At 64.8% G+C, this 24,378-nt stretch carries 26 protein-coding genes; 18 read left to right on the forward strand and 8 right to left on the reverse strand.

Annotated features, from left to right (window positions below; all coding sequences use genetic code 11):
• Window positions 1-60 precede the first annotated feature (60 nt).
• From ACRECX_RS09955 to ACRECX_RS09965, 3 genes are all read left to right on the forward strand, one after another.
• The gene (locus tag ACRECX_RS09955) at window positions 61-645 is read left to right on the forward strand and encodes a hypothetical protein (RefSeq protein WP_431558679.1); all 585 of its coding nucleotides are present in this window, start codon (window positions 61-63) and stop codon (window positions 643-645) included.
• A 70-nt stretch (window positions 646-715) separates the two neighbouring features.
• Window positions 716-1,345 carry a TIGR02301 family protein gene (locus tag ACRECX_RS09960; RefSeq protein ID WP_431558680.1) on the forward strand — a complete coding sequence of 210 codons (630 nt, stop codon included), beginning with the start codon at window positions 716-718 and terminating at the stop codon, window positions 1,343-1,345.
• Window positions 1,346-1,439: 94 nt separating this feature from the next.
• Complete coding sequence (locus ACRECX_RS09965; protein WP_431558681.1) at window positions 1,440-1,697, forward strand: hypothetical protein; 258 nt, start codon at window positions 1,440-1,442, stop codon at window positions 1,695-1,697.
• A gap of 10 nt (window positions 1,698-1,707) precedes the next feature.
• Here the strand turns inward: ACRECX_RS09965 and ACRECX_RS09970 are convergent, their stop codons facing one another.
• Window positions 1,708-2,376, reverse strand: coding sequence for a LysE family translocator (locus ACRECX_RS09970; RefSeq protein WP_431558682.1), 669 nt, complete (start codon window positions 2,374-2,376; stop codon window positions 1,708-1,710).
• A gap of 128 nt (window positions 2,377-2,504) precedes the next feature.
• Between ACRECX_RS09970 and ACRECX_RS09975 the strand changes: the two genes are divergently transcribed.
• Window positions 2,505-3,140 (forward strand): hypothetical protein, encoded by a 636-nt coding sequence (locus ACRECX_RS09975; protein ID WP_431558683.1) that lies wholly within the window; start codon window positions 2,505-2,507, stop codon window positions 3,138-3,140.
• Here ACRECX_RS09975 and ACRECX_RS09980 read toward each other — a convergent pair.
• The gene (locus tag ACRECX_RS09980) at window positions 3,134-4,471 is read right to left on the reverse strand and encodes a dihydroorotase (protein WP_431558684.1); all 1,338 of its coding nucleotides are present in this window, start codon (window positions 4,469-4,471) and stop codon (window positions 3,134-3,136) included. The genes ACRECX_RS09975 and ACRECX_RS09980 overlap by 7 nt on opposite strands.
• 79 nt (window positions 4,472-4,550) lie before the next feature.
• Here ACRECX_RS09980 and ACRECX_RS09985 point away from each other — a divergent pair, with 79 nt between their 5' ends.
• Window positions 4,551-5,423, forward strand: a complete 873-nt coding sequence (locus ACRECX_RS09985; protein WP_431558685.1) for a YgfZ/GcvT domain-containing protein — start codon at window positions 4,551-4,553, stop codon at window positions 5,421-5,423.
• Window positions 5,420-6,010: a DNA-3-methyladenine glycosylase I gene (locus ACRECX_RS09990; RefSeq protein ID WP_431558686.1), complete on the forward strand. Its 591-nt coding sequence runs from the start codon at window positions 5,420-5,422 to the stop codon at window positions 6,008-6,010. The genes ACRECX_RS09985 and ACRECX_RS09990 overlap by 4 nt, the downstream gene beginning before the upstream one ends.
• Window positions 6,011-6,012: 2 nt before the next feature.
• On the opposite strand, the gene ACRECX_RS09995 is transcribed toward ACRECX_RS09990, so the two are convergent.
• Window positions 6,013-6,252, reverse strand: coding sequence for a DUF2188 domain-containing protein (locus ACRECX_RS09995; RefSeq protein ID WP_431558687.1), 240 nt, complete (start codon window positions 6,250-6,252; stop codon window positions 6,013-6,015).
• 168 nt (window positions 6,253-6,420) lie between these two features.
• On the opposite strand from ACRECX_RS09995, the gene ACRECX_RS10000 reads away from it, so the two are divergent.
• From ACRECX_RS10000 to ACRECX_RS10035, 8 genes are all read left to right on the forward strand, one after another.
• Window positions 6,421-7,035: an HD domain-containing protein gene (locus ACRECX_RS10000; RefSeq protein ID WP_431558688.1), complete on the forward strand. Its 615-nt coding sequence runs from the start codon at window positions 6,421-6,423 to the stop codon at window positions 7,033-7,035.
• 89 nt (window positions 7,036-7,124) lie between these two features.
• On the forward strand, window positions 7,125-7,652 hold the full coding sequence (locus tag ACRECX_RS10005; RefSeq protein WP_431558689.1) for a tyrosine phosphatase family protein: 528 nt from the start codon (window positions 7,125-7,127) through the stop codon (window positions 7,650-7,652).
• 3 nt (window positions 7,653-7,655) lie between these two features.
• Entirely contained in the window at window positions 7,656-8,666 is a 1,011-nt protein-coding gene (locus tag ACRECX_RS10010) for an NUDIX hydrolase (protein ID WP_431558690.1), read from the forward strand.
• Between the two features lie 75 nt (window positions 8,667-8,741).
• On the forward strand, window positions 8,742-9,896 hold the full coding sequence (locus ACRECX_RS10015) for a PQQ-dependent sugar dehydrogenase (RefSeq protein ID WP_431558691.1): 1,155 nt from the start codon (window positions 8,742-8,744) through the stop codon (window positions 9,894-9,896).
• Window positions 9,893-10,297: a hypothetical protein gene (locus tag ACRECX_RS10020; protein ID WP_431558692.1), complete on the forward strand. Its 405-nt coding sequence runs from the start codon at window positions 9,893-9,895 to the stop codon at window positions 10,295-10,297. The genes ACRECX_RS10015 and ACRECX_RS10020 overlap by 4 nt, the downstream gene beginning before the upstream one ends.
• A gap of 77 nt (window positions 10,298-10,374) precedes the next feature.
• A complete protein-coding gene (locus tag ACRECX_RS10025) occupies window positions 10,375-11,301 on the forward strand; it encodes an ABC transporter ATP-binding protein (protein WP_431558693.1) in 927 nt (308 codons plus the stop codon).
• The gene (locus ACRECX_RS10030; protein WP_431558694.1) at window positions 11,298-12,059 is read left to right on the forward strand and encodes an ABC transporter permease; all 762 of its coding nucleotides are present in this window, start codon (window positions 11,298-11,300) and stop codon (window positions 12,057-12,059) included. The genes ACRECX_RS10025 and ACRECX_RS10030 overlap by 4 nt, the downstream gene beginning before the upstream one ends.
• Window positions 12,060-12,273: 214 nt before the next feature.
• Window positions 12,274-12,555 (forward strand): hypothetical protein, encoded by a 282-nt coding sequence (locus ACRECX_RS10035; protein ID WP_431558695.1) that lies wholly within the window; start codon window positions 12,274-12,276, stop codon window positions 12,553-12,555.
• A 76-nt stretch (window positions 12,556-12,631) separates the two neighbouring features.
• Here ACRECX_RS10035 and ACRECX_RS10040 read toward each other — a convergent pair whose 3' ends face one another.
• On the reverse strand, window positions 12,632-12,841 hold the full coding sequence (locus ACRECX_RS10040) for a cold-shock protein (RefSeq protein WP_431558696.1): 210 nt from the start codon (window positions 12,839-12,841) through the stop codon (window positions 12,632-12,634).
• A 230-nt stretch (window positions 12,842-13,071) separates the two neighbouring features.
• Between ACRECX_RS10040 and ACRECX_RS10045 the strand changes: the two genes are divergently transcribed.
• Window positions 13,072-14,433, forward strand: coding sequence for an APC family permease (locus ACRECX_RS10045; RefSeq protein ID WP_431558697.1), 1,362 nt, complete (start codon window positions 13,072-13,074; stop codon window positions 14,431-14,433).
• An 11-nt stretch (window positions 14,434-14,444) separates the two neighbouring features.
• On the opposite strand, the gene ACRECX_RS10050 is transcribed toward ACRECX_RS10045, so the two are convergent.
• Both ACRECX_RS10050 and ACRECX_RS10055 read right to left on the reverse strand, forming a co-directional pair.
• A complete protein-coding gene (locus tag ACRECX_RS10050) occupies window positions 14,445-14,639 on the reverse strand; it encodes a hypothetical protein (RefSeq protein ID WP_431558698.1) in 195 nt (64 codons plus the stop codon).
• A 124-nt stretch (window positions 14,640-14,763) separates the two neighbouring features.
• Complete coding sequence (locus tag ACRECX_RS10055) at window positions 14,764-16,386, reverse strand: L,D-transpeptidase family protein (protein WP_431558699.1); 1,623 nt, start codon at window positions 16,384-16,386, stop codon at window positions 14,764-14,766.
• Between the two features lie 270 nt (window positions 16,387-16,656).
• Here ACRECX_RS10055 and nadA point away from each other — a divergent pair, with 270 nt between their 5' ends.
• The 3 genes from nadA to nadC are packed head-to-tail and all read left to right on the forward strand — an operon-like array spanning window position 16,657 to window position 20,236.
• Window positions 16,657-17,724: a quinolinate synthase NadA gene (gene nadA / locus ACRECX_RS10060; RefSeq protein ID WP_431558700.1), complete on the forward strand. Its 1,068-nt coding sequence runs from the start codon at window positions 16,657-16,659 to the stop codon at window positions 17,722-17,724.
• A 50-nt stretch (window positions 17,725-17,774) separates the two neighbouring features.
• Entirely contained in the window at window positions 17,775-19,367 is a 1,593-nt protein-coding gene (locus ACRECX_RS10065; RefSeq protein ID WP_431558701.1) for an L-aspartate oxidase, read from the forward strand.
• A complete protein-coding gene (gene nadC, locus ACRECX_RS10070) occupies window positions 19,364-20,236 on the forward strand; it encodes a carboxylating nicotinate-nucleotide diphosphorylase (protein ID WP_431558702.1) in 873 nt (290 codons plus the stop codon). Before ACRECX_RS10065 ends, nadC begins: the two co-directional genes overlap by 4 nt.
• Here the strand turns inward: nadC and ACRECX_RS10075 are convergent.
• The gene (locus ACRECX_RS10075; protein ID WP_431558703.1) at window positions 20,181-21,341 is read right to left on the reverse strand and encodes a cell wall hydrolase; all 1,161 of its coding nucleotides are present in this window, start codon (window positions 21,339-21,341) and stop codon (window positions 20,181-20,183) included. The two genes, nadC and ACRECX_RS10075, sit on opposite strands and share 56 nt — an antisense overlap.
• 271 nt (window positions 21,342-21,612) lie before the next feature.
• On the reverse strand, window positions 21,613-24,327 hold the full coding sequence (ppdK, locus tag ACRECX_RS10080) for a pyruvate, phosphate dikinase (protein ID WP_431558704.1): 2,715 nt from the start codon (window positions 24,325-24,327) through the stop codon (window positions 21,613-21,615).
• Window positions 24,328-24,378 lie beyond the last annotated feature (51 nt).

Raw genomic sequence — 24,378 nt, forward strand, 5'->3', positions numbered from 1 at the left:
CGGTAACACTTTGGCAATCATGATCGGGCAGCTTCTAGTTGAGTTCTAAGGTGATTGCCGATGTTCGCTGACGAGAATCGTAACGTCCGCCCAGCGGAAATCCAGGAAGATGTGAGCCGGGAGGATATCGTCTCGGCCTTCCGGCAGGCCATGGTCGGCCACTTCCGCTCGCACATCCCGGGCACCAACATCAACGAATCAACGCTGCTCGCCAGCGACTACCTCAACCATTTCCACGAGCTGGTGATGCTGCTTGAGGCGCTGTCCTCCGAGCCGCAAGGGTTTACCGACGACCTCCTTTCCTGGCGCCCGCTGACCTACGAGGAGCATTTCTCCCAGTCGGGCTTCCGCGACAAGAACCTCGCGATCGCCGCCTATCGCCGCGCGCCGCCGAAGATCAGGGCGCGTTTCGATGAGGCGGTGGCGCGGCTGCACGGCGAAGCGCTGACTCTGGTGGCGAGCGTCGGCGCGGCGCTGATGGACCGCGATAAGGACCTGGACAAAACTTGCAACAAGGCCGCCGCGCAGCTTCGCGTCCTCATCGAGGAGGCCAATGCCATCGCCAATGGCGAGATCGCCTCCGAGCGCGGCGATAGCGACATCGGCGGCCAGGCGGCCATCGACGCATTGTTCGGCAATCGCTGATTTCCCGCGCCGCCGGCCGGGCGGCCTAGACCGGCTAGATTTGAACAAAAATTGAGGCTACTCAGGCCCGATGGGACCGCTGTCAAAGCGCCTGTTGCTGCTCGCCGCCGGTGCCGTTTGGGCGGCCGTCGGGACCTTGAGCGTGCCGCCCCGCGCCGAGGCCCAGTTCTTCTGGTGGTTCGATCAGAAGAAAAAGCAAGCGGCGCCCCGGGCCGCCAGGCCGGCGAGACCCCCTGGCGACGACCTGCCCCCCATCGTCCCGCGGGAAAGCTTCGCGCCGCCGCCTCCCGACGATCGGCCCTACGACAACAAGCTGATGCGGCTCGCCGAGATCCTCGGTGCCGTCCATTATCTGCGTGAGCTTTGCGGCGCCGACGAGGGCCAGCTCTGGCGCGACCAGATGAAGGAGATCCTCAAGAACGAGGGCACGACCGCAGTGCGCCGCGCCAAGCTCGTTAATGCGTTCAACGATGGTTACCGGGGCTATCGCCGCACCTACCGCACCTGCACGCCCTCGGCGGAGCTCGCCACGCGGCGCTTTTCCACCGAAGGCGCCACCATCGCCGCCTCCCTTGCATCGACCTCGGTCTTCGCCAGCGGGCCAGCGCCACAGGCCAAAGCCGACACCGAAGATGAGGCTGAGGCGGCCGAGACCGAGGCTCTCCCGGAGCGCCCCGCCGAGCCAGAACCTCCAGATTAAGCGTAAAATTTAACCGTTAGTTCACTCTGTCCCACAGGCGGCGGAAGAGGGGTGTAATTGTGACACTCCAGGTCTGCCGAAAGGGGCACGTGACGTGCGGACGGCGAAGCGACCATTGCAATCGCAAGCGAGCGAGGCCCAGAAGCAGGCGGCGCTGCGCTATATTCTCGATGCGTGGGAGGAAGCGCTCCACGACGGCATCGAGCCGGAGATGCTCGCGAACGCCGCCCTGTTCGCCGCACTCGCCGATCTCATCGATCTCTACGGTGAGGACGCCGTGGCCAAGATGACCACGGGCCTATCGCGCCGGATTCATCACGGTGAGTTCACCTTGAGGCGGACCGCGCAGTAGTCCCGCACTGCTAGCGGAAATACCGAATCAGACCTTCAATCATCAGCGCGACGCCGAAGCTGAACAGCACGGTGCCGGCGATCCGGTTGATGAGATTGAGCCGGTTCTCCGTGAGTTTGTGCCGGATCGTGGCGATCAGCTCCGAGAGGCCAAGCCACCAGAGGAGGCTGCCGCCCATGATGGCGGCGACGAGAATGAGCGCCTCGAGGTTGGTATTGAGACCCCCGATGAGCGAACCGAGGCCGCCGATCATCGCCGCCATGCCGAGAATGGCGCCTGGATTGGTCACCGTCAGGACGAAGGTTTGCGGAATGATACCGGTGTGCTCGAGGAGATGAGATTTCTCGTTCAAGGGCGTCAGCAGCACCGGCCGGGCGAGCAGGAGCGCAAGTCCGAAGATTATGAGCAGCGCGCCTCCGACATACTGGATCGCGTCGCCGTAGGCGATCATCACGTCGGAGATCGCCGCGATGCTGAAAGCGCCGATGGCGGCGAGCACGCCGTCGCCGAGAACCGCGCCGATACCGGCGGCCAGGCCACCCCAAAATCCGCGCGACACCGCCCGCTGTATGACGAGGACGTTGACCGGGCCGATGGGGGCGGCCATCAGCACGCCGATACCGAGTCCGGCAAGCACGAGCTGGATGCCGGAGAGGACAATTTGCGCGCCTGCCTGCAATGCTTCTGGCCTATTCCCCGGTCACGCCGCGAGCGGGAACGCCGGCGTCGCGGGGCTGTCCAGGAGGGGCCTGGACTTGCGCTTGTTCGCCGATCTGCGAGATTGATTGAGCACTCATGGAGTGATGCATGAATCGCCGAAGAAACGTGATCGTGGTGGCTTTGGCCGCATTGGTAGCGGGCGCTGCCGTCCTTGTCTACGCTCAGGACGGCAAGAAGGCGGACCCGGCGCCGAATGAAGCTGGGGCGCCAGCCGGCAGCAACACTCTCGACGAGCCGCCCGCCAAGTCCCAAGAGCCGGCGGCGGACGCACCCAAGGTGCTGTACGATCTCGCCACCCTGCCGGACCCGGTGCAGCGCATGCTGACCGAGATCATCCTCACGGCGCAGAGCGGCGATATCGAGGCCATGCGGCCGGTGCTCGAATCGAACGAGCTGAAGCCGATGGTGGCGGCCGCCCATGTGGACGATCCGATCGCCTACTGGAAAGAACAGTCGGTCGACGGGACGGGTCGCGACGTGCTGGCCGCCATGCTGAACGTGCTCGCCTCGGGCTTCGTGCTGACGGGCACAGGCCACGACGAGATGTATGTCTGGCCCTACTTCGCCGAGGTCGACATCACCAAGCTCACCCCGGAGCAGGAGGTCGAGCTTTACCGCACGGTGCCGCCGCAGCTCGCCGTCCCCATGAAGAAGAGCGGCAAGTACACCTACTACCGGCTCGGCGTCTCGCCGACCGGCGTCTGGCATTACTTCCTTCAGTAAGTTTGGGGCAGCGCTTCGCCGAAGCGAACGGGCGCGCCGTCAGGTGACCCAAGCTCGCCGTCCCACATGGCGAGCCGTCCGCGCACCACGGTGCCAACCGGCCAGCCCCTGACCTTCCGCCCGGCGAACGGCGTCCAGCCGCATTTGCTGGCGATCCAGGCGTTGTCGATGACCCGCTCGGCCTTGAGATCGACGACGGTGAGATCGGCGTCGTAGCCGACGGCAACGCGGCCCTTGCCGGCGATGCCGAACAGGCGCTGCGCCCCCGCGCTCGTCAGGTCCACGAACCGGGCCAGGGTCAAGCGGCCGGCATTGACGTGGTCGAGCATGACCGGCACCAAAGTCTGGACGCCCGGCATGCCGGACGGCGTGGCGGGATAGGCGCCGCTCTTCTCTTCCAAAGTGTGCGGCGCGTGGTCCGAGCCGAGTACGTCGACCACGCCTTGCGCCAGCCCCCACCACAGCCGCTGCTGGTGGCTGCGGTCCCTGAGCGGCGGGTTCATCTGGGCGCGCGTGCCCAGCGCCGCGTAGGCCTCGGGCGTGGCGAGGGTCAGGTGCTGCGGCGTCACCTCGACGCTGGCAATATCCTTGTGTAGTGCCAGCAGGTCCATTTCGGCGGCGGTCGAGACGTGGAGAATGTGGATGCGCTTGCCTGCTTGTCTGGCGAGCCGCAACAACCGCTCGGTCGAAGCGAGCGCGGCCACAGGATCGCGCCATTCGGAATGGCTCGACGGATCGCCTTGACGCTGCACGGAGACCCGCTCTCTCAGCCGCGCCTCGTCCTCCGAGTGGAAGGCGGCACGGCGCCTGATCGTGGCGAGGATGCGGGCCAAGGTCTCCTCGTCATCGACCAGCAGATCGCCGGTCGAGGAGCCGGCAAAGACCTTGATGCCGGCAGCGCCGGGCAGTTGCTCGAGATCGGCGAGTTCATCGACGTTGTCGCGCGTGGCGCCAACGAAGAAGGCGAAATCGCAATACATGCGGCCGGTGGCGGCGGCGACTTTTTTCACCAGCGCCTCGCCGCTCGTGGTGGGCGGCTTGGTGTTCGGCATCTCGAACACGGCGGTGACGCCGCCGAGGACCGCGGACCGGCTCCCCGACTCGAGGTCCTCTTTGTGTTCCATTCCCGGCTCGCGGAAATGAACCTGGGTATCGATGACCCCGGGCAGGATGTGGAGGCCCGTCGCGTCGACGGTCTCGCCCGCCAGTCCCTCGCCGATATCGCCAACCGCGGTGATGCGGCCGTCGTTGATGCCAATATCGGCGATCCCCTCGCCGGCGTGATTGACGATGGTCCCGCCCTTGAAGACGAGGTCGAAGGTCTCGGCCATGATCGCGGCTTTTTAGTCTCCTTGCGGGCGTCCGCCCTCGCCCATAGATTCGCTCGCCTTGGTAGCAGAAGGGCGTCCCATGAGCCATTGCCACGCAACACTCTTGTCGGACCGCGGCGTCGTTCGCGTCGCGGGCGCGGACGCGGCCAAGCTCCTCCAAGGCGTCATCACCACCGACATCGACAAGGCGCACGGCCGCGCGGCGATCCATGCGGGGCTATTGACCCCGCAAGGCAAGATCCTGTTCGACTTCTTCGTTGTCGCGGCCGATGGCGGATTTCTGCTCGAGGTCGCGCGCGACAAGGCGGCCGAGCTCGTGAAGCGGCTCGGCTTCTACCGCCTGAGGGCCGAGGTGGAGATCGCCGAGGAGCCTGCCTTCAAGGTGGCCGCGGCCTGGGGCGGCGAACCTAACCTCCCCGCGGGCGCAATCTCCTTCGCCGATCCAAGGCTTCCCGAACTTGGCCTCCGCATCCTGCTTCCCGAAGGCGCCGGTGTGGCGCAGCTCGGCTGCATGGAGGCCGAAGGGGCGGATTATCACGTCAAGCGCATCAAGCTGGGGGTCCCCGAAGGCGGGCGCGACTATGCGTTCGGCGACGCCTACCCGCACGATGCCTTGTTCGACCAGCTGAATGGAGTCGACTTCCACAAGGGCTGCTTCGTCGGCCAGGAAGTGGTGTCGCGAATGCAGCACAAGAGCACGACGCGGAAGCGCATCGTGCCGGTGGAGGGCGACGCGCCGCTGCCTCCTTCCGGCACGGAAGTCGTGGCCGGCGACTTGCCACTTGGCCCTCTCGGTTCGGTAAGCGGCGCCTCGGGGCTCGCGCTGCTGAGGCTCGACCGCGCCGAGGAGGCGCTCGCCCGTGGTACGCCGCTGACGGCGGGCGCCGTCAAGATCACGCTTCGCCGCCCTGCGTTCGCGGGGTTCGACGTGCCCGTGGCAATCTCAGCATGAGCAAGGCCGGCCTCACGCGCTGCCCTTGGCCTGGCACAGACCCGCTCTACGTCGCCTATCACGACGAGGAATGGGGTGTGCCTGAGCGGGACGACCGGGCCCTCTACGAGAAGCTCATGCTGGACGGCTTCCAGGCCGGCCTGTCGTGGATCACGATCTTGCGCAAGCGGGACGCCTTCCGCCGCGCCTTCGATGATTTCACGCCGGAGAAAATCGCCCGCTACAAACCCAAGAAGGTCGCCGCCCTGATGCAGGACGAGGGCATCGTGCGCAATCGCGCGAAGATCGAAGGCGCGATTCTGTCGGCGCGGGTCTGGCTCGACATGATGGAGACAGGCCCCGGCTTCTCGGCGTTCCTATGGGATTTCGTCGACGGCAAGCCGATCGTCAACCGCTACAAGACGATCAAGGAGATCCCGGCGGAAACGGCGCTGTCGCGCGCCATCTCCAAGGAGCTCAAATCACGCGGTTTCAAATTCTGCGGACCCACCATCGTCTACGCCTTCATGCAGGCGACCGGCATGGTCAACGACCACCTGACGAACTGTCCCCGTCACGCGGCATGCGTCGCGCTCGCACGAATTTGAAGTCAGCCCCGGCCGCGCGGATCCATGCTGCGCGGATAGGTGCGCTCTTCCTGGATCTTGCCGTTGCGCTTCCTGATGCGGACGGAGCCCATCTTGCCCACGGCTCTCTCAAGGACACCGCCCTTGGTGGCAGCCGCCTTGGTGGCGAACCGCTTGATGACCTCTCCCGATCCCTCGCGCTTCAATTCCCATTTCTTGGTCTTGTCGTTGTGGCTGAGGGTATATCTTGGCAGCTTCGCCATTGTGCGTCTCCCGACTCTCTGATTGAGGATGCCTCTCTCTCAAAAGAGACCGGCTATGAATGACATTCACGGCGCGCTTCGTCCATGTTTTTTCTCCCGCACATGGTTTGACTTCTTCGCGGTTAGTCGATCAGTGTCGTGCCGGCGCTCGACGAGGACTGAGTGATCATGACTGGCGCTTCCGCCAATACAGCCCTTCGTGCCTGGCAACGCATGCTAAGCGGGCGGCGGCTCGATCTGCTCGATCCCTCGCCGCTCGACATCGAGATCGAGGACATCGCGCATGGACTTGCGCGCGTCGCCCGCTGGAACGGCCAGACAAGTGGCGATCACACATTCTCTGTGGCGGATCACAGCCTGCTTGTCGAAGAGATCGCGGCCGACCTCGACGCCAAACTACCCCGGCAGTTCCGGCTCGCCGCGCTGCTGCACGACTCGCCCGAATATGTCATCGGCGACCTGATCAGCCCGTTCAAAGCAGCACTCTCGCTGGACTATCGTGCCTTCGAGGCGAAGCTGCTCGCCGCCATCTATCTTCGCTTCGGGCTGCCGCCGGACCTGCCCGAGCACGTCACCAAGCTCATCAAGCGCGCCGACAAGACCGCCGCCTACTACGAGGCGACCGGACTTGCCGGATTTTCCAGGGCCGAGGCACGGCGGTTTTTTGGCCAGCCGCGGGGCTTGAGCCCTGCCCTGGTCCACAGGCTGTCGCACTTAAGCCCCCTTCCTGCGTCAGAGGGAGAGGCGAGGTTCTTGAAACGGTTTCATGCGCTTGCCAGATGAAGAGCGTAAGCAGTGACACTGATTCGGAAGGCCGGGGCCCCATGGACACGCTGATTTCTCCGAGAGATCGGACTAGAGTGCCGGCCGCCATGTCTACCGAAACCATCTATGTCGCGCCCCTGAGCCTGGTTCACACCACGGTGGCCGACGTCCGCGTCAGCCACCTCGTGACCCTCATCAACGGCGAGACCCTGATCGACACGCCGCCCGGCATCGTCCAGGACCGGCACCTCAGGCTATCCATGAACGACATTTGCGAGCCGCAGCCCGGCCTCGTCGTACCGTGCGAGACGCATGTGGCCGAACTGATCCAGTTCGCGCGCGACTGGGATCGTCAGGCGCCGCTTCTGATCCATTGCTGGGCGGGCATCAGCCGCTCCACCGCGGCAGCCTTCATCACGCTTTGCGCGCTGAATCCGCAAACGGACGAGCATGCGCTCGCGAGGGCGCTCCGCCGCGCCTCGCCCACCGCTTATCCCAACCGCCTCCTCGTGGCGCTGGCCGACCAAGTGCTGTCGCGCCAAGGGCGCATGACGGCCGCCGTCGAGCATATCGGTCGCGGCCAGCTCGCCGAAGAGGCAGAGGTCTTCTCACTGCCGGCCCGGCACGCCGCTTAGGCCATGGCCGGCGCTGGACGAAAAGCCGCGGCCGCGGCGGAACCATCGAACAGCGATCCGCAAATCGAGCTTGGCCTGAACGCCGCCATCGTCATGGTGCGCGACCAGCAACCCTACATTCTCGTGGCCCGGCCTGGCACGGCGGGACCGGGAACCTGGGACGCCTTGCCCTTCGGCACGTTCGCCCCCCGCGCCCACCGGACCCTCGAGATTGGCCTGCGTGAATGGGTGAAGCGGCAGACCGGCATCGAGCTCGGCTATGTGGAGCAGCTCTATACCTTCGGCGACCGGGGACGGCACGCCGAGCCAGGCGGCGCGCACACGCTCTCGGTCGGCTACCTCGCGCTCACGCGGGGAGCCGGCGAAGAAGCGATGGGTTCGCATTGGTCGCCCTGGTACGCCTATTTCCCCTGGGAGGACTGGCGGCACGGCAAGCCGGAGATCCTGACCGAGGAGATCGAACCGCGGCTGAAGGAGTGGGCTGAGAGGCCGCCCTCGCCCAATGAGCCGGCGCGACCTCTACGGCGTCCCGAGCGGCTCAAGATCGGCTTCGGCATCGGCGGTGGATGGGACGAGGAGAAGGTGCTCGAGCGCTACGAGCTACTGTACGAGGCGGGCCTTGTCGAGGAGGCGAAGCGCGACGGTCGGTCCGCCGCGAACCAGTGGGGGGAGCTCCCGGAACTCGGCCGCCCCATGGCGCTCGATCATCGCCGCATCCTCGCGACCGCCATGGGCCGCTTGCGCGGCAAGTTGAAATATCGCCCCGTGGTGTTCGAGCTTCTGCCGCCGGAATTCACCCTCTACGAGTTGCAGAAAACCGTGGAAGCCATCACGGGCACTTTATTGCACAAGCAGAATTTCCGCCGGCTCGTGGAGAAGGGCGGCCTCGTCGAGACCACGGGCAATGTCTCGGCGGAGACCGGGGGGCGCCCTGCCCGGCTCTACCGCTTCCGCCGCGAAGTCGTGCTGGAGCGCCCGGCGCCTGGGCTCCGCGTCAAGGCCGGACGGGGTTGACGGCCGCTTGAACTTCCGACGGCGGATCGCGTTGTTCGCAAGGAGAGGCGGACGGAAATGTCAGAGGAGACAGTAATGGCGAATCAACTGCGTACCGCCGCCTTTTGCAGAGGACGCACTGTTTGTGTGCTTGCCGCAGCAATGCTCTCGTTCCTGCCCGCGTGCAGCTCGGCGGAGGACCGGATCATCGACACCGAGACCGGCCAGATCAAGGTTGAGACGCTCGCTTCCGGGCTAGAACAGCCTTGGGGCCTTGCCTTCCTTCCCGACGGTCGCATGCTGGTGACGGAAAAGGAGGGGCGCTTACGCGTTGTGGCCAAGGACGGCACGATCTCCGATCCGCTGACCGGCGTCCCCAAAGTCGTCGCCAAGGGTCAGGGCGGATTGCTCGACGTGGCGCTCGATCCGAATTTCGACGAGAACAAGCTCGTTTACATTTCCTACTCGGAGCCCGGAGACGGCGGGGCCGGCACGGCGGTGGCGCGCGGCAAGCTTGGGGATGGCGGGCTCGATGACGTGAAGGTCATCTTCAGCCAGCAACCGAAAGTCGACGGGGGTCTTCACTTCGGGTCGAGGCTCGCCTTCACGCCGGACGGCAAGCTGTTCGTCACGCTCGGCGAGCGCTTCAAGTTCGATCCGGCGCAGGACCTTGACGGGCATCTCGGCAAAGTCGTGCGCATAAATCCGGACGGCTCGGTACCGGCCGACAATCCATTCATCGGACAGAAAGACGCGCAGCCGGAGATTTGGTCGTACGGCCATCGCAATCCGCAAGGTGCGGCCATCCACCCGGAATCGGGAAAGCTGTGGCTGACCGAATTCGGCCCGAAAGGCGGGGACGAGCTCAACATCCCTGCCCCCGGCAGCAATCATGGCTGGCCGGTGGTGAGCTGGGGCGAGCACTATGATGGCACCGAAATCCCCGACCCGCCGACCCACCCCGAATTCGCCGACGCGATCTACCACTGGACGCCAGTGATCTCGCCTTCGGGCATCGCGTTCTATACGGCCGACGCGATTCCTTCGTGGAAGGGGAATCTCCTGATCGGCGCCCTGTCGTCGGCGGCCATCGTTCGCCTCACGCTCGACGGCGAGAAAGTCGCCGGCGAAGAGCGCATTGCGATGGGCGTGCGGATCCGCGATGTGGCGGAAGGCCCCGACGGCGCGGTCTACGCCCTGACCGACGAGGCGAACGGCAAGGTCCTGCGGCTGACGGCGGCAAGCCCGTGAAGCCGGGGCTATCCCTTGGGTTCTTCGGACGATTCGGCCGTTCGCCGGCGCTGCGCGCATTCGACGCGGCGCTGCGGTCGGTGGACCTCCACCCCAGTCTGGTGCCGGAGGCCGTCAAGCTGACCGCCGTGAGCCTGCTCATGGAGAAGACGGGACAGGACGACCCAACGGCGGAGTCCATGCGCGCGGCGGCCGAGATCATCGCCTATTGCATGATCGGTGCCGAGGCGTTCGCCGGCGCCAATGGCGTTCCTCTCGCCGAAGAGGTGGAACGGCGCATCGAGACCGCGCCCGACATCGGGACCAATTTCGATGCCAAGCTTGTGCTTCTCACCCTTCACGCCAAAGTGGTTCAACCGAGCGTCGTCGAGCATTTTGGGCTAGAAAGCGCCGCCGACTGAAATCGACCAAGACACCCTATTGTTGCCGCACTGGCCGTCGATTTAAGGCGCCTGAACGGTTCTAGCAAATGCACTCCATGCCGCCGATCATTTCCGTCAACGATCTGTCGAAGACCTATGCCACGGGTTTTCTGGCGCTTAAGGGCATCGATCTCGACATCGACAAGGGCGAAATCTTCGCCCTGCTGGGCCCCAACGGCGCCGGCAAGACCACTCTGATCAGCATCATTTGCGGGATCGTGACTGCGACTTCGGGCTCGGTGACGGTCGACGGCCACGACATCATCAGGGATTACCGCGCCGCCCGATCCATGATCGGGCTGGTGCCGCAGGAGCTGACCGCCGACATGTTCGAGACGGTATGGGCGACGGTTTCGTTCAGCCGCGGCCTGTTCGGCCTGTGGCCAAATCCGGCCTATATCGAGTCGGTGCTCAAGAAGCTGTTCCTGTGGGAGAAGAAGGACGACAAGCTCATGACCTTGTCGGGCGGCATGAAGCGGCGCGTGCTGATCGCCAAGGCCTTGGCGCACGAGCCGACCATCCTGTTCCTCGACGAGCCGACGGCGGGCGTAGACGTGGAGCTGCGCAAGGACATGTGGCAGGTGGTGCGGGATCTGCGCGCTTCCGGCGTGACCATCATCCTCACGACCCACTATATCCACGAGGCCGAGGACATGGCCGATCGGATCGGTGTAATCAACAAGGGCGAGCTGATCCTGGTCGAGAACAAGCACGAATTGATGAACAAGCTCGGCAAGAAGCAATTGACGCTTCAGCTGCATGAAGCGATCGAGGCCGTTCCGCCCGAGCTCAACGGGCATCACCTGACCTTGGCCAATGGCGGCAGCGAGCTCGTCTACACCTACGACAGCCAGGGACCGCGTACCGGCATCACGCATCTTCTGACGGACCTCGCCCAGGCCGGTATCCGCTTCAAGGACCTCGATACGACGCAGAGCTCGCTCGAGGACATCTTCGTCGACCTCGTGAGGCGCGACCGATGAACCTGCCGGCGATCATGGCAATCTACAAATTCGAGATGGCGCGGTGGGGACGGACGTTCCTCCAGAGCCTGGTCTCCCCGGTAATCGCCACCTCGCTCTATTTCGTGGTGTTCGGGGCCGCGATCGGCTCGCGCATCACCGAGATCGACGGCGTGTCCTATGGCGCCTTCATCGTGCCGGGGCTCATCATGCTGACCCTGCTTACCCAGAGCGTTGCCAACGCCTCGTTCGGCATCTATTTTCCGCGCTTCACGGGTACCATCTACGAGCAGCTGTCGGCGCCGGTCTCGCCGTTTGAGATCGTGGTCGGCTATGTCGGCGCGGCGGCGACAAAATCGATCATCCTAGGGCTTATCATCCTCGCCACGGCCGCTTTGTTCGTGCCACTCCAGATTGACCATCCCTTGTGGATGGTGGGCTTTCTCGTGCTGACGGCGGTGACCTTCAGCCTGCTCGGCTTCGTCATTGGCATTTGGGCCGACGGCTTCGAGCAGCTGCAGCTTGTGCCACTTCTCATCATCACGCCGCTCACGTTTCTCGGCGGCACGTTCTACTCGCTGAACGTGCTGCCGCCGGTGTGGCAGACCGTGTCGCTGTTCAACCCCGTGGTCTATCTGGTCAGCGGTTTCCGCTGGAGCTTCTTCGGCAGCGGCGACGTGAGCGTGGAGCTAAGCCTCGCCATGACCACGCTGTTTCTCGCCATCTGCCTTGCGGCCGTGTGGTGGATTTTCAGGACCGGCTACCGGCTGAAGAGCTAGGGAGCTGCCCCCGCCATTAAACTTACGGCTAAGTAACGGGGTTAACTCAGGTTTATGAGACGACCATCGCTTTTGTCATGGCGGAATGCCGCAGCCTAATACCAAGGCACGCCTAGTTTTTCGCGTCCTATATGCCTATATATGTAGTGCGGTGTAGGAATGCCGCCCACGATTTATTGTGCGATACTCTTACTAGCAGTGAAGGTAACGTTCCATGACGGCAATCGATTTCGGTTCATCGGCCGAGCTGTTTCCAGCCAGGAGTTGGAAGGCTAGGTCGCGCGGCATCAGCTATAAGCGGTTCGACGACGCGGCGGAGGCCATCCGCTTCGCCATCGAGGAGCTTCCGCCCGAGTGCTTGCTCGGCACCTATCTTGAAGTCGACGAGAAGCGGTTCGACAGCAGGGGGATCAGGCGCTTGTATGAAAGCGACGACTACCCGCTCGATCGTGGCGGCGCGAAGCCGAAGGTCAAGAAGCGCGCCCAGCGCGCCTAGTCCCCGTCAGGGTATCCCAGAACTAACAAGCCGCCCCCGAAGGGGCGGCTCTCATTTCATCAGAACTGCGTAGGAACTACGCGGCCTTGATATTGGCAACAGCGGTCTTGCCGCTGCGGCTGTCGACTTCAGTGTCAAACGACACCTTCTGGCCCTCGGCCAGGCTCGACATGCCGGCGCGCTCAAGCGCAGTGGCGTGGACAAACACGTCCTTGCCCCCATCATCGGGCTCGATAAAGCCGAAGCCCTTTTGCGTGTTGTAGAATTTCACAGTGCCCGTAGTCATCGGGTCGTCCTTTCGTCTAAGTCGGTATAGTGGTGCTCAGGACTGCACGACTGCGCAGCCAGGAGCGTTGATGTCGATGTTTGGGAGGTCTGAACGTGCGTTAGGAACGCCACGGCCACATTGTCCGGCCAAATGTCGATGCAATCACATAGTCGCAAACCGAGGCATTTACAAGGCGCAACGCGCTTGTCGGCTTAAGATCGAGATAGAATCGCGGAAAAGGGGGTGACATGGCGCAGAAAAGGAAGGCGAAAGCAACGCCGCAAGCGGAGGAGCCCACCCTTCATCGCTCGATCGGGCCTGTGCAGATGGCGCTCTATGGGCTCGGCAGCATGCTCGGCGCCGGCATCTACGGGCTCATCGGCAAGGCAGCGGGGCAGGTCGGCAACGCCGTGTGGCTCGCCTTTATGGTGGCGCTCATCGCCGCCCTCCTCACCGCGCTCTCATACGCCTCGCTCGGGTCGCGGTATCCACGCGCCGCCGGCGCGGCCTATGTCACGCAGCGCGCCTACGGATTTCCCTTGCTGAGCTTCATGGTCGGTTTGGCACTCGTGTGCTCGGGCCTGACCTCGATCGCCACGCAAAGCCGCGTGTTCGCAGAGAACCTCATTGTGCTCTTCGGACTCGAAGGTCTCTCCGTCGCCTGGCTGGCTCTCGGTTTTCTCCTCGTTATGACCGGCATCGTGTTCCGCGGCATCCGCGAATCGATGTGGGTCAACGTGGTGTGCACGCTAGTCGAGGCTGCTGGACTAATCCTCGTCGTGGCGGTCGGCATCTCCTATTGGGGCTCGGTCGACTATTTCGAGACGCCGGCGACCGGCGAGGACCACGCCATGCTTCTCGTCATCCAGGGCGCCGTACTCGCGTTCTTCGCGTTTATCGGCTTCGAGGACATGTACAACGTGGCCGAGGAGGTGCGCGAACCGGAGCGCACGATTCCGCTCGGCCTGATCACCGCCATGGCCCTTGCCGCGGTGCTCTATATCGCCGTGGCGATCACTGCGGTCTCGGTGGTGCCGTGGCAGGAGTTGGCAGAGGCGCCCGGCCCCATCACGGAGGTGGTATCGCGGGCCGCGCCACTCATTCCGCCGGTGGTGTTCACCGGCATCACCTTGTTCGCCGTCGCCAATACCGGCCTTGTCAATTTCGTCACGGCCTCGCGCCTCATCTACGGCATGGGGCGTCAGGGCCTGCTGCCGGCCGTATTCGGCAACGTGCATGCGGGCCGGCGTACGCCGCATATCGCCATCGCCGCACTATTCCTCGTCCTTGCTCCGCTGGCGCTGACCGGGACCATCTCGGAACTCGCGTCGGCGACGGTGCTGCTCTTGCTCGCGGTGTTCGCGGTGGTCAACGGGGCCTTGTTCGTCTTACAGCGGCGCAAGGGCGAAAAGCCGGGCAGGTTCGAGATTCCCCGCTTCGTGCCGGCCCTCGGCATGGCCGTGTGCCTTGCCCTGATCGTCGTGCGCGTCTCGACCGGCGATTGGCGCGCGCCGGCCATCGCCGGGGGGCTTTTGCTCGGATGCTTGGCGATCTATGTGGGAATGCGCGCGCGGGTGAGTGCGGCCGGAAGCCTCGCCGCCGAGGAATGATCGGGGGCGCGCTAGCGGTTGTCGGCTAGACGGTGGGGAGGATGGCGTTGATCGCCTCGGCGATTGAGCCGGCGCACATAGGTGATGGTCGCGGCGGGCCGCTCGGCCTTGACCTTGAGCGCCGCGATCAGCGCGTCCTCCGCCCTGACCACGATCCGGTCACCCCTGCCCTCGACAGAGATGCCGACGGTGAATTGCGACTGCATTGACCGTCCTTCCTGCTCGGCTGGGGTCAGCCTAGCCAAAACGGCGCGCGATAGCATCAAAGATTCATGAGCCTGATGCAGGAATATCTTTGAGTTCCGCGCTGAGCGCGCAGGCCCTGGCGGACTAGGGCACGGTAGTGGCGACGCTTCCGGCGTTCGGTTTCGGCAGCGGAGACGGCGGCGCTCCGGCCACCGCATTGACCGCGGCGCCCTTGCCAATGATGGCGTTGCCGACGGCCCGGTCGAGGCCATATAGGTCGGCGAAGGTCCTGACCTTGCCGTCTGCGTCGGCGACGGCGGTGAAATAGGTCGTGTGCACAGGAATCTGCCGATCAAGACTGACCGAGGCGTCGTGGCCCTTGGCCAACAGCTCTTCCACCTTGCTCGTCGGCCAGCCCTTGTCCTCGGCGAGCAGGACCGCGGCCACCTTGCCGGGGTTATCCACACGCGGGCAATTGTGACCTTCGGCGCGTACTGTCTTATTCAACAGGTCGCGCTTTATGGTGTCATGCATGTAGACAATATGCTTGTTGGGATAGACAAATTTTACTTTACCCAGCACGTTCGTCGGGCCCGGCGCCTGGTGGAAGCTGATGGCTGCCATGTTGACGCTCTTCCAGTCGATGCCGCCCGGGTCGACCGGCCTGCCGTTATACTTCACCCTTAGCCCATGCTGCTTCAGGATCGCGGTGTTGCTGCTGAACAAGCCGCCACCGCCGCGCAGTTTCGGTAGAAGATCTTCTCGAACGATGGTCGGGGGCACCGTCCATTCCGGATTGAATACGATGGTCGTCATGTTGGCGGTGAACACCGGCGTCGCATAACGCACCTTGCCCACGACGATCTTGGCCGAATGGATGGGCTTGCCGTCCTTGACCACGTACATCATGAACTCAGGCGTGTTGAGCCAGACGTAAAGGGAGCCGAGATTTTCCGGCATCCAACGCCAGCGTTCCATGTTGATGAGGATGCGCGTGACGTCTTCCTGTTTGGCAGAATTGGCACGCGCCTTGACCAACGCTTGGCGCAAGCGCTCGAAATGCTCATGCTTGGGATGCAAGTCTCTGAGATACGCATCAGGCTCAGGCGCCGCGGCGATCTCGGTGAGCACGGTCGCGGGGTTGCGCAAAGGTGGCGTCTGATCGACGATCTTGCTCAGCGCCGACGGGTTTGCGCGTCCGCCGCGCGCGTAACGCGCATATTTCAGAATGGCGAGGTCGAGGGCGAGCTCGGCCGCGGCCTGCTGACCGGCGTCAGCCGGCTGAAAATCGGCGGGCGGAGGCGCGAAGGCGCTGCTTTCCAATCCCCAATCATCGGCTTTGGCGATCTCGGCGATGATGGCTTGCGCCTGCGGCGTGAAGCCGGCATCCGTCACCCAGAGCGCGGGTCCGGTGTGTCCCGTATAGAACGTCTCGACTGCCGCAATGTCGTCGGGGTGGGCGCCGGCGCGTAGCGCAGGATTGCTCATCTGTGCGCGAACAGCGTCGGCGATAAAGACCGGCTGCGGCCCCGACGGTTCGGGCGGCGCAGCGTCTTCGGCCGGCATTTCGTCCGCGGCGTTCGGCAAGGCGGCGACGACCTCCGCTTCCTGCGCTTCGGTCGCGGCGAGAGCAGCCGGATTGTCAGGGATATTGACGACGACTGTGGCCGTCTCAGGCAGCCTACCCACGAACCACACCGCGACCGCTACGGCGAGCGCACCTGCTCCCGCCACCCCGAGGATCGCGACTAAAGACCGTCCACGCATCCCATAGACCCCGCTCGTACCGTCCAGGTTAGTCGCAGACGGCGCTTACGGCCACCGAGAATTGGCCGCCGCTTAGGCAGAGACGCCAATTTCGCAGATTTTCGCCCACTTTGGCTCTCACAAAAAGCGCCCGCCCGGCCCTTGAAGCCGACCCTCGATCGCCTATACTCCATTTGAGGATAGGGAGTGGGCCGGCCTTGTGCCGGACCTTTTTACTCCCTAGATATACTCATTATGAGTATTATAACGGACACAGGAGGCCTTGAGCCGATGGCGGCACTTCAGACCGGCACAAGGGAGTGGGAAGCGAAGGCGCAAGCCGTCCTCCCGCCGACGCTACTGCCAGATCTTGCCTACACGCCCGAGGTGGCGCGGGAGACCGCACATCTGTATGAGCGCGTGGCGCGCGTGATTCCGCCGATCGAGTGGCCGGGCTTCGCGCCGTACATCAAGGCCATCAACGATCTGAAGAAGGCACGGAACGCGGTCGTGCTGGCGCACAACTACATGACGCCTGAAATTTACAACTGCGTCGCCGACGTCATCGGCGACTCACTCCAGCTTGCGCGCGAGGCGGCCAAGGCCGACGCCGAGGTGATCGTGCAGTGCGGCGTGCACTTCATGGCCGAGACTTCGAAGCTGCTCAACCCCGACAAGAAGGTGCTGATCCCCGATCTGCGCGCGGGCTGCTCGCTTGCGGCGTCGATCACCGGCGCCGACGTGCGGGCGCTGCGCGAGGCCTATCCCGGCGTGCCGGTGGTGACCTACGTCAATACCTCGGCCGACGTGAAGGCCGAGTCCGACATCTGCTGCACATCGTCCAACGCAGTGCGCGTCGTGGAGTCGCTCGGCGCCAAGCGCGTAATCATGATCCCCGACGAGTTCCTGGCCAAGTGGGTGCAGACCCAGACGGATGTCGAGATCATCACCTGGAAGGGGCATTGCGAGGTGCATGAGCGCTTCACGGCGGAGGAGCTGCGCGCCTATCGCGAGGCCGATCCCGGTGTGAAGATCATCGCTCATCCAGAGTGCCCGCCCGACGTGATCGAGGAGTCCGACTTCACCGGCTCGACCAGCGGCATGATCAAGTGGGTCATGGACAACCGTCCGTCCAAGGTGCTGCTCGTGACCGAGTGCTCCATGAGCGACAACGTGGCGGTCGAGGCGCCGAACGTCGAGTTCGTGCGGCCCTGCAATCTTTGCCCGCACATGAAGCGCATCACCCTGCCGAAGATCCTGGATAGCCTCGTCTTCATGAAGGAAGAGGTGACCATCGATCCCCTGGTCGCCGACCGGGCCCGCGCCGCGGTCGAGCGCATGATCAACCTCAACCACTGACGAGAACGCGCATTTGCGAGGCCCACGTGATGAGTTCCGGCAAATCGCCAATGCCCGCGCATAGTGCGGCAGATGGGGTCGTCGTGGTTGGCGCCGGCCTCGCCGGCCTGTTTACCGCGCTTAAGCTCGCGCCTCTTCCCGTCACCGTGATTTCGCCGGCGCGGTTCGGCGAAGGCGCATCCAGCCTGTGGGCGCAAGCCGGCATCGCCGCGGCCCTTGCCGAGGGCGACAGTCCCGAGGATCACGCCGCCGATACGATCCGCGCCGGCGCCGGCATCGTCGATGAAACGGTCGCCCTGTTCATGGCCCAGGAGGCGCGCGAGCGCATCGAGGATCTGTTGCGTTATGGCGTGCCCTTCGACAAGGACCTTGAGGGTCATCTGGACTTGGGGCGCGAGGCGGCGCATCGCAGCCGCCGCATTCTCCACGTCAAGGGTGACACGGCGGGCCGCGCCATCATGGCGGCGCTAACGGCGGCCGCACGGGCGACGCCATCGATCACCGTGCTGGAGGGATTCACCGCCCGCGACCTTGTCGTAGACGATGGCTGGGTTCAGGGCATCGCGCTCGCACCGGTCAATGGCGCGGCGCGAGGACTGGTTCTCCCGGCTCGTGCCGTGGTGCTGGCAACGGGCGGCGCCGGCCAAGTCTACGCCATCACCACCAACCCCAAGGAAGCGCGCGGCGAGGGCGTGGCCATCGCGGCACGCGCCGGCGCGGTAATTGCCGACGCCGAGTTTGTGCAGTTCCACCCCACCGCCATCGACATCGGCCGCGATCCCGCCCCGCTCGCCACCGAAGCGCTGCGCGGCGAGGGCGCGCTGCTGATTAACGGACGGGGCGAGCGCTTCATGCGCGCGGTGCATGACGATGCCGAGCTCGCACCGCGCGACGTGGTCGCCCGCGCCGTGTACCGTGAAGTGATGAGCGGACGCGGCGCGTTCCTCGATTGCCGCCCGCTCGGACCTGGCTTTGCCGCGCGCTTCCCCACGGTGTTCGAGTCTTGTCGCGGCGCCGGCATCGATCCCACGCGCGAGCCGATTCCGATGGCGCCGGCGGCCCACTATCACATGGGCGGCATCCTGACCGACGCGCAGGGCCGTAGTACGGTAGACGGGCTGTGGGCTTGCGGCGAGGTGGCCGCCACCGGCGCGCATGGCGCCAATCGGCTCGCTTCCAACTCGCTGCTGGAGGCGGTGGTGTTCGCCGCTCGCGTCGCTCGCGATATCGCAGCCGTGCCCCCGCCGCCGTCGAAGCTGAGCGCAACCGAGGCGGTGCAAGAAGGAGCGGACCAGCACGATAGCGAGGCCGAGCGGCTCCTCCGCTGTACCATGACCGCAGACGCCGGGGTCATTCGCGACGCTTCGTCTTTGACCCGTGCGCTCACTGCCATCGTCTCTCTCGAAAGAAAGAACCATGGCGACCGGCGGCTGGCCAACATGCTGACCACCGCCAAGCTGATCGCGGCTGCGGCGCTCGCACGAAAAGAGAGCCGCGGCGCGCATTTCCGCAGCGACTACCCGGCGGCAGACGAAGCGCAAGCGAAGCGCAGCTTTTTCACCTTAGCGAAGGCCGACGCGATTGCCGCCGAGGCAGCCGAGGCATCGAGGGCCCCACGGCCTCGCTTCGTCTCCCACGCATGACGGAGCGAGCGCACCCCCGGCTCGAGCTACCCCAACTCCTCGTGGAGCAGGCCGTGCAGGCCGCGCTCGCCGAGGATCTCGGCCTGGCCGGCGACATCACCACCGATTCCATCATCCCGCCCGAGGCTATGGGCGAAGCGGCAATCGTCGTGCGCAAGGCCGGTGTCGTGGCCGGGCTCGATCTTGCCGAGGCGGCGTTCAAAGCGCTCGACGCCGAGGCCGTGTTCACGCGGATGGTGGACGATGGCGGCCGGATCGAGGCTGGCGGGGCCATCGCCAAGATCAAGGGGCGCACGCGGGCGCTGCTCACGGCCGAGCGCACCGCGCTCAATTTTCTCGGCCGTTTGAGCGGCATCGCCACCCTGACGGCCGCCTATGTGGCTCAGGTCGATGGAACGGGAGCGCGCATCGCCTGCACGCGCAAGACGACGCCGGGCCTGCGCGCTTTCGAGAAATACGCCGTCAGGTGCGGCGGCGGGATCAATCACCGCTTCGGCCTCTATGACGCAGTGCTGGTGAAGGACAACCACATCGCCGCGGCGGGCGGCCTTAAGGCGGCGCTCGCGATGTTGAGCGCGCGAGGCGGCCACATGGTCAAGATCGAGGTCGAGGTCGACACACTCGATCAACTCGCCGACGCGTTGCGCTTCCCGATCGACGCCGTGCTACTCGACAACATGGATATCGCGACATTGCAGAAAGCCGTGGCGCTGGCAAAGGGGCGCGTCCTGCTCGAGGCCTCGGGCGGCGTCAGCTTAGAGAACGTGGCGGAAATCGCGGCGACGGGGGTCGACCTGATCTCGGTCGGAGCGCTTACTCACTCCCCGCGAAACCTAGACTCATCGCTGGAGTGGGCTGCGGCGCGCTAGACCCGGCAACGGCGCTCACCGAGCCGGTGACGGCACCGACCGCCGAGGCGAGAGACAGGGTCGGCAGGAGGTAGCCAGAGTCGTCATCCGTGTCGGAAGCGTCCTCGGCCTCGACAGAGGCTTCGACGAGGTAGGGCTGCTCGTTGCGCTTTTTGTAGAAGATATGGCGGCCGATCTTGTCGATCTTGTTCATGCCGCGGACCCAGTATGGGCTCACATAGTTCGCGTGATAGAAGGTGGAATAGCCGACCTCGGGAAGCCATTGCTCGCCCGACATGATCTGTTTGGCGAGGTCTTGGGCGAGCGCCCATTGGACCTTGTTGGAGGGGTTATCGGTCTTGCCGTCACACGTGAAGGAGAACTGGCAACCCGGGTGCATCTGACCCTGGTAGACGACGCCACAAATGGTCTCCGGGAAAAGCGGGCTTCTTACGCGATTGAGGATTACCTGACCCACGGCGATCTGGCCGCGCACCGGCTCGCCGCGCGCCTCGAAATAGATGGCGGTGGCAAGACAGCGCCGCTCGCGCTCTTCGAACTCGGCTTGGGTCTCGCCCTGGTAACGGAAACCGAGGGCTTCGGACGATGGGCTGTAGGCGATCTCGTCGGTTGATGGCCGGAAGGCATCGACCTGGAAGTCGGCACTGAAGGGCGAGGTGTGGCTCGCGTTCATGAAGAGTGAATTGCCGCCGACGGGGCCCTTGAGCGCCACATCGGTGGTGGTGGGGTTGAGGCGGTCGGCCTTGGCGGCGCGGCTCACGGCGGCGACGGGGCGGGCGAGCCCGGCGGAGCCGGTGAGACTGGCGGTGATGATCTGCTTGCCGGCGTCGGTCACGGCCTGAGCGGCGGCGTAGTGATCGGCGCGCGGTCCTTTGCGTCCACTGGTGAAAAGCTTCTCAGCCTCACGGGGGATGGGCCTTGGGGCGGCGGTCGCGTCGGCGGTGCGGGTCGCCGTGTATACCGAGCCAGGGTCAGAGAGATAAAGCTCGACCTCGACGGCGAGCGGATTGCCCGGCACGAAAGCGAGACATCCCAAGCCAATGAGGGGAAGCGGCACGAGCGCAGCTACGGTGTGCCACATCCGACGAGACGAGCGTCGGCGCATTTTCCCTCCAGGTCCCCAAACCCGTGGATAACCCCGGTCGCGCCCGAAGGTTCCCACATTTACCCTAACCGCGCGTCCGTCAGGCCCGCGCAAAGGCCAGGGCAGTCCCCATCGTAACCAGGCAAAATGGTGGGAAAATCAAAGGATTAACTTGGAAGTCCCCCACCGAATCCAGCCCGGATTCCCGTCTATTGTCGTTAACGCTGCCCGACAATTTAGGGCAAATTGTGTTGAACGGCAACGGGCGCCAATTTCCGCCGCCAAGGCCTAATTATCCGTTAGCGGCAACGCCCTTGAGCGCCGCCTGGGCGGCCGCGAGCCTAGCCACCGGCACCCGGTAGGGCGAGCAGGACACATAGTTCAAGGCGATCTTCTCGCAGAATCTGATGGTGTCCGGATCGCCGCCGTGCTCGCCGCAGACGCCGATCTTGAGGTCGGGGTGAGCCGCACGGCCCCGCTGCGTGCCGATCTCCATGAGCTCGCCGACGGCCTGGTCGAGGGTCACGAACGGGTCGTGGTGAACGATCCCCTTTTCGGCGTATTCACTCAGAAACCGCCCCGCATCGTCCCTGCTCAAGCCGAACGTCGTCTGGGTCAGGTCGTTGGTGCCGAACGAGAAGAAATCGGCGCTCTCGGCGATCTCACCCGCCATGAGGCAGGCCCGCGGCAGCTCGACCATGGTCCCCACCGAGAAGGCGACGCTCGTCCCGCGCTCTTTCTCCACCGCCCGCGCGGTCGCCGTGATGCGTTCCTTGACGATGTCGAGCTCGGCCTTGGCGGCAACCAACGGCACCATGATCTCGGGGATGACCCTGTCATGCAGGGCCTTCCCCGCCTCGATGGCCGCCTCGAAGATGGCGCGGGCCTGCATCTCGACAATCTCGGGATAGCTCACGAGGAGCCGCGCGCCGCGCTGGCCGAGCATGGGGTTGAACTCGGTGAGCATCGCGATGCGGCGCTTCAGGCGCTCGACGCTGACGCCCATGTCGGCGGCGACCACGCCGATCGTCTCCTCGGCATGCGGCAGGAACTCATGCAGCGGCGGATCGAGGAGGCGGATGGTCACCGGCAGCCCCGCCATGATCTCGAACAGCTCGATGAAATCCTCGCGCTGCACCGGCAGCAGTTTCGCCAGCGCCTTGCGGCGGCCTTCCTGATTGTCGGCGAGGATCATCTCGCGCATGGCGAGGATGCGGTTCTCCTCAAAGAACATGTGCTCGGTGCGGCATAGGCCGATGCCTTCGGCGCCGAAGGCGCGCGCCTGGCGTGCATCGTCCGGCGTATCGGCGTTGGCGCGAACCTTCATGCGGCGGAAGCCGTCGGCCCACTGCATCAAGGTGGCGAAGTCCGCCGACAGCTCCGGCTCGCGCATGGTCACGCGTCCCTTGATGATCTTGCCGGACGAGCCGTCGATGGTGACGACGTCGCCCTTGTTGAGCGTGACGCCGGCGGCCTCCAGCGTTTCCCGTTCCAGATCGATATGCACGGCGGCGGCGCCGGCCACGCACGGCCGGCCCATGCCCCGCGCCACCACGGCGGCGTGACTGGTCATGCCCCCCCGCGTGGTGAAGATGCCAGCCGCGGCATGCATGCCCTGCACGTCCTCCGGCGAGGTCTCGATCCGCGCAAGGATCACGGTGTGGCCCTGCGCCTTGAGATGCACCGCCTCGTCCGCGTCGAACACCAACTCGCCTGAGGCGGCGCCAGGCGAGGCGGGCAGACCCTTGGCCAGCACCGTCATCTCCGCGTCGGGATCGAGGGTCGGGTGGAGCAGCTGATCGAGCTGGGCTGCGTTGAGGCTCGACACCGCCTCCTCGCGAGTGATGAGCCCCTCCCCCGCCATGTCGACGGCAATCTTCAGCGCCGACTGGGTCGAGCGCTTGCCGGCGCGAGTCTGCAGCATGAAGAGCTTGCCTTCCTGCACGGTGAACTCGATGTCCTGGATGTCGCGGAAACGCTTCTCCAGAATCGCGCAGGATTTCTTCAGCTCGGCAAACGCGTCGGGCAGAAGCGCCTCGAGGGAAGCTTTGCCGTTGCCCGACGTGCCGCGCTCCGCCTCGGTTAGCGGCTGCGGCGTGCGCAAGCCCGCGACCACGTCCTCGCCTTGCGCGTTGAGCAGGAACTCGCCGTAAAGCTCGTTGGCACCGGTCGACGGGTTGCGCGTGAAGACGACGCCGGTCGCGCTATTGTCGCCGCGATTGCCGAACACCATGGCCTGGATGGTGACGGCGGTGCCCCAGTCGTCGGGAATATCGTGGAGCCGCCGATAGGCGATGGCGCGGGCGTTCTGCCAGGAGCCGAACACGGCGGCGATCGCGCCCCACAGCTGCTCGTGCAGATCCTGCGGAAACGGATTGCCAAGCTCGGTCTCGACCAGCGCCTTGTAGCGGGTGACGATCTCCGCCCAGTCGCCGGCGGCAAGCTCGGGGTCGAGCTCGAAGCCTTTGAGGTTCTTGTAGTTCTCGAGAATCTCCTCGAACAGGCCGTGGTCAATGCCGAGCACGACGTCGCCATACATCTGGATGAAGCGGCGATAGGTGTCGTAGGCGAAACGCCGGTCGTCGGTGCGGCGCGCCAAGCCCTCAACGGTTTTGTCGTTGAGGCCGAGATTGAGCACCGTGTCCATCATGCCGGGCATCGAGGCGCGGGAGCCGGAGCGCACCGACACGAGCAGCGGATTGTCGACATCGCCGAAGCGCGCCGCGGCGATTCTGCCCACTGCGTCGAGCGCCTTGTCGACCTCCGGCTTGAGTTCGTCGGGGAGCTTGCGGCCAAGCTCGTAGTAGACGGTGCAGACCTCGGCGGAGATGGTGAAGCCAGGCGGCACGGGCAGGCCGATCCGCGACATCTCGGCAAGATAGGCGCCCTTGCCGCCGAGGATGTCCCGGTCCTCGGCCGAGCCGTCGGCGCGCCCGTCGCCGAAGGTGAACACCCATTTCGGCGATGCGGTCGTTGCTTTGCCGGCTTTGCTCTTGGTTCGGTCCATTGCTGCTCCACGCCTCTTCGTGCCCTTTTAGCCGCACGCCGGGCCGCACAC

The sequence above is a fragment of the Methyloceanibacter sp. genome (assembly GCF_050726195.1).
GTDB lineage: Bacteria > Pseudomonadota > Alphaproteobacteria > Rhizobiales > Methyloligellaceae > Methyloceanibacter.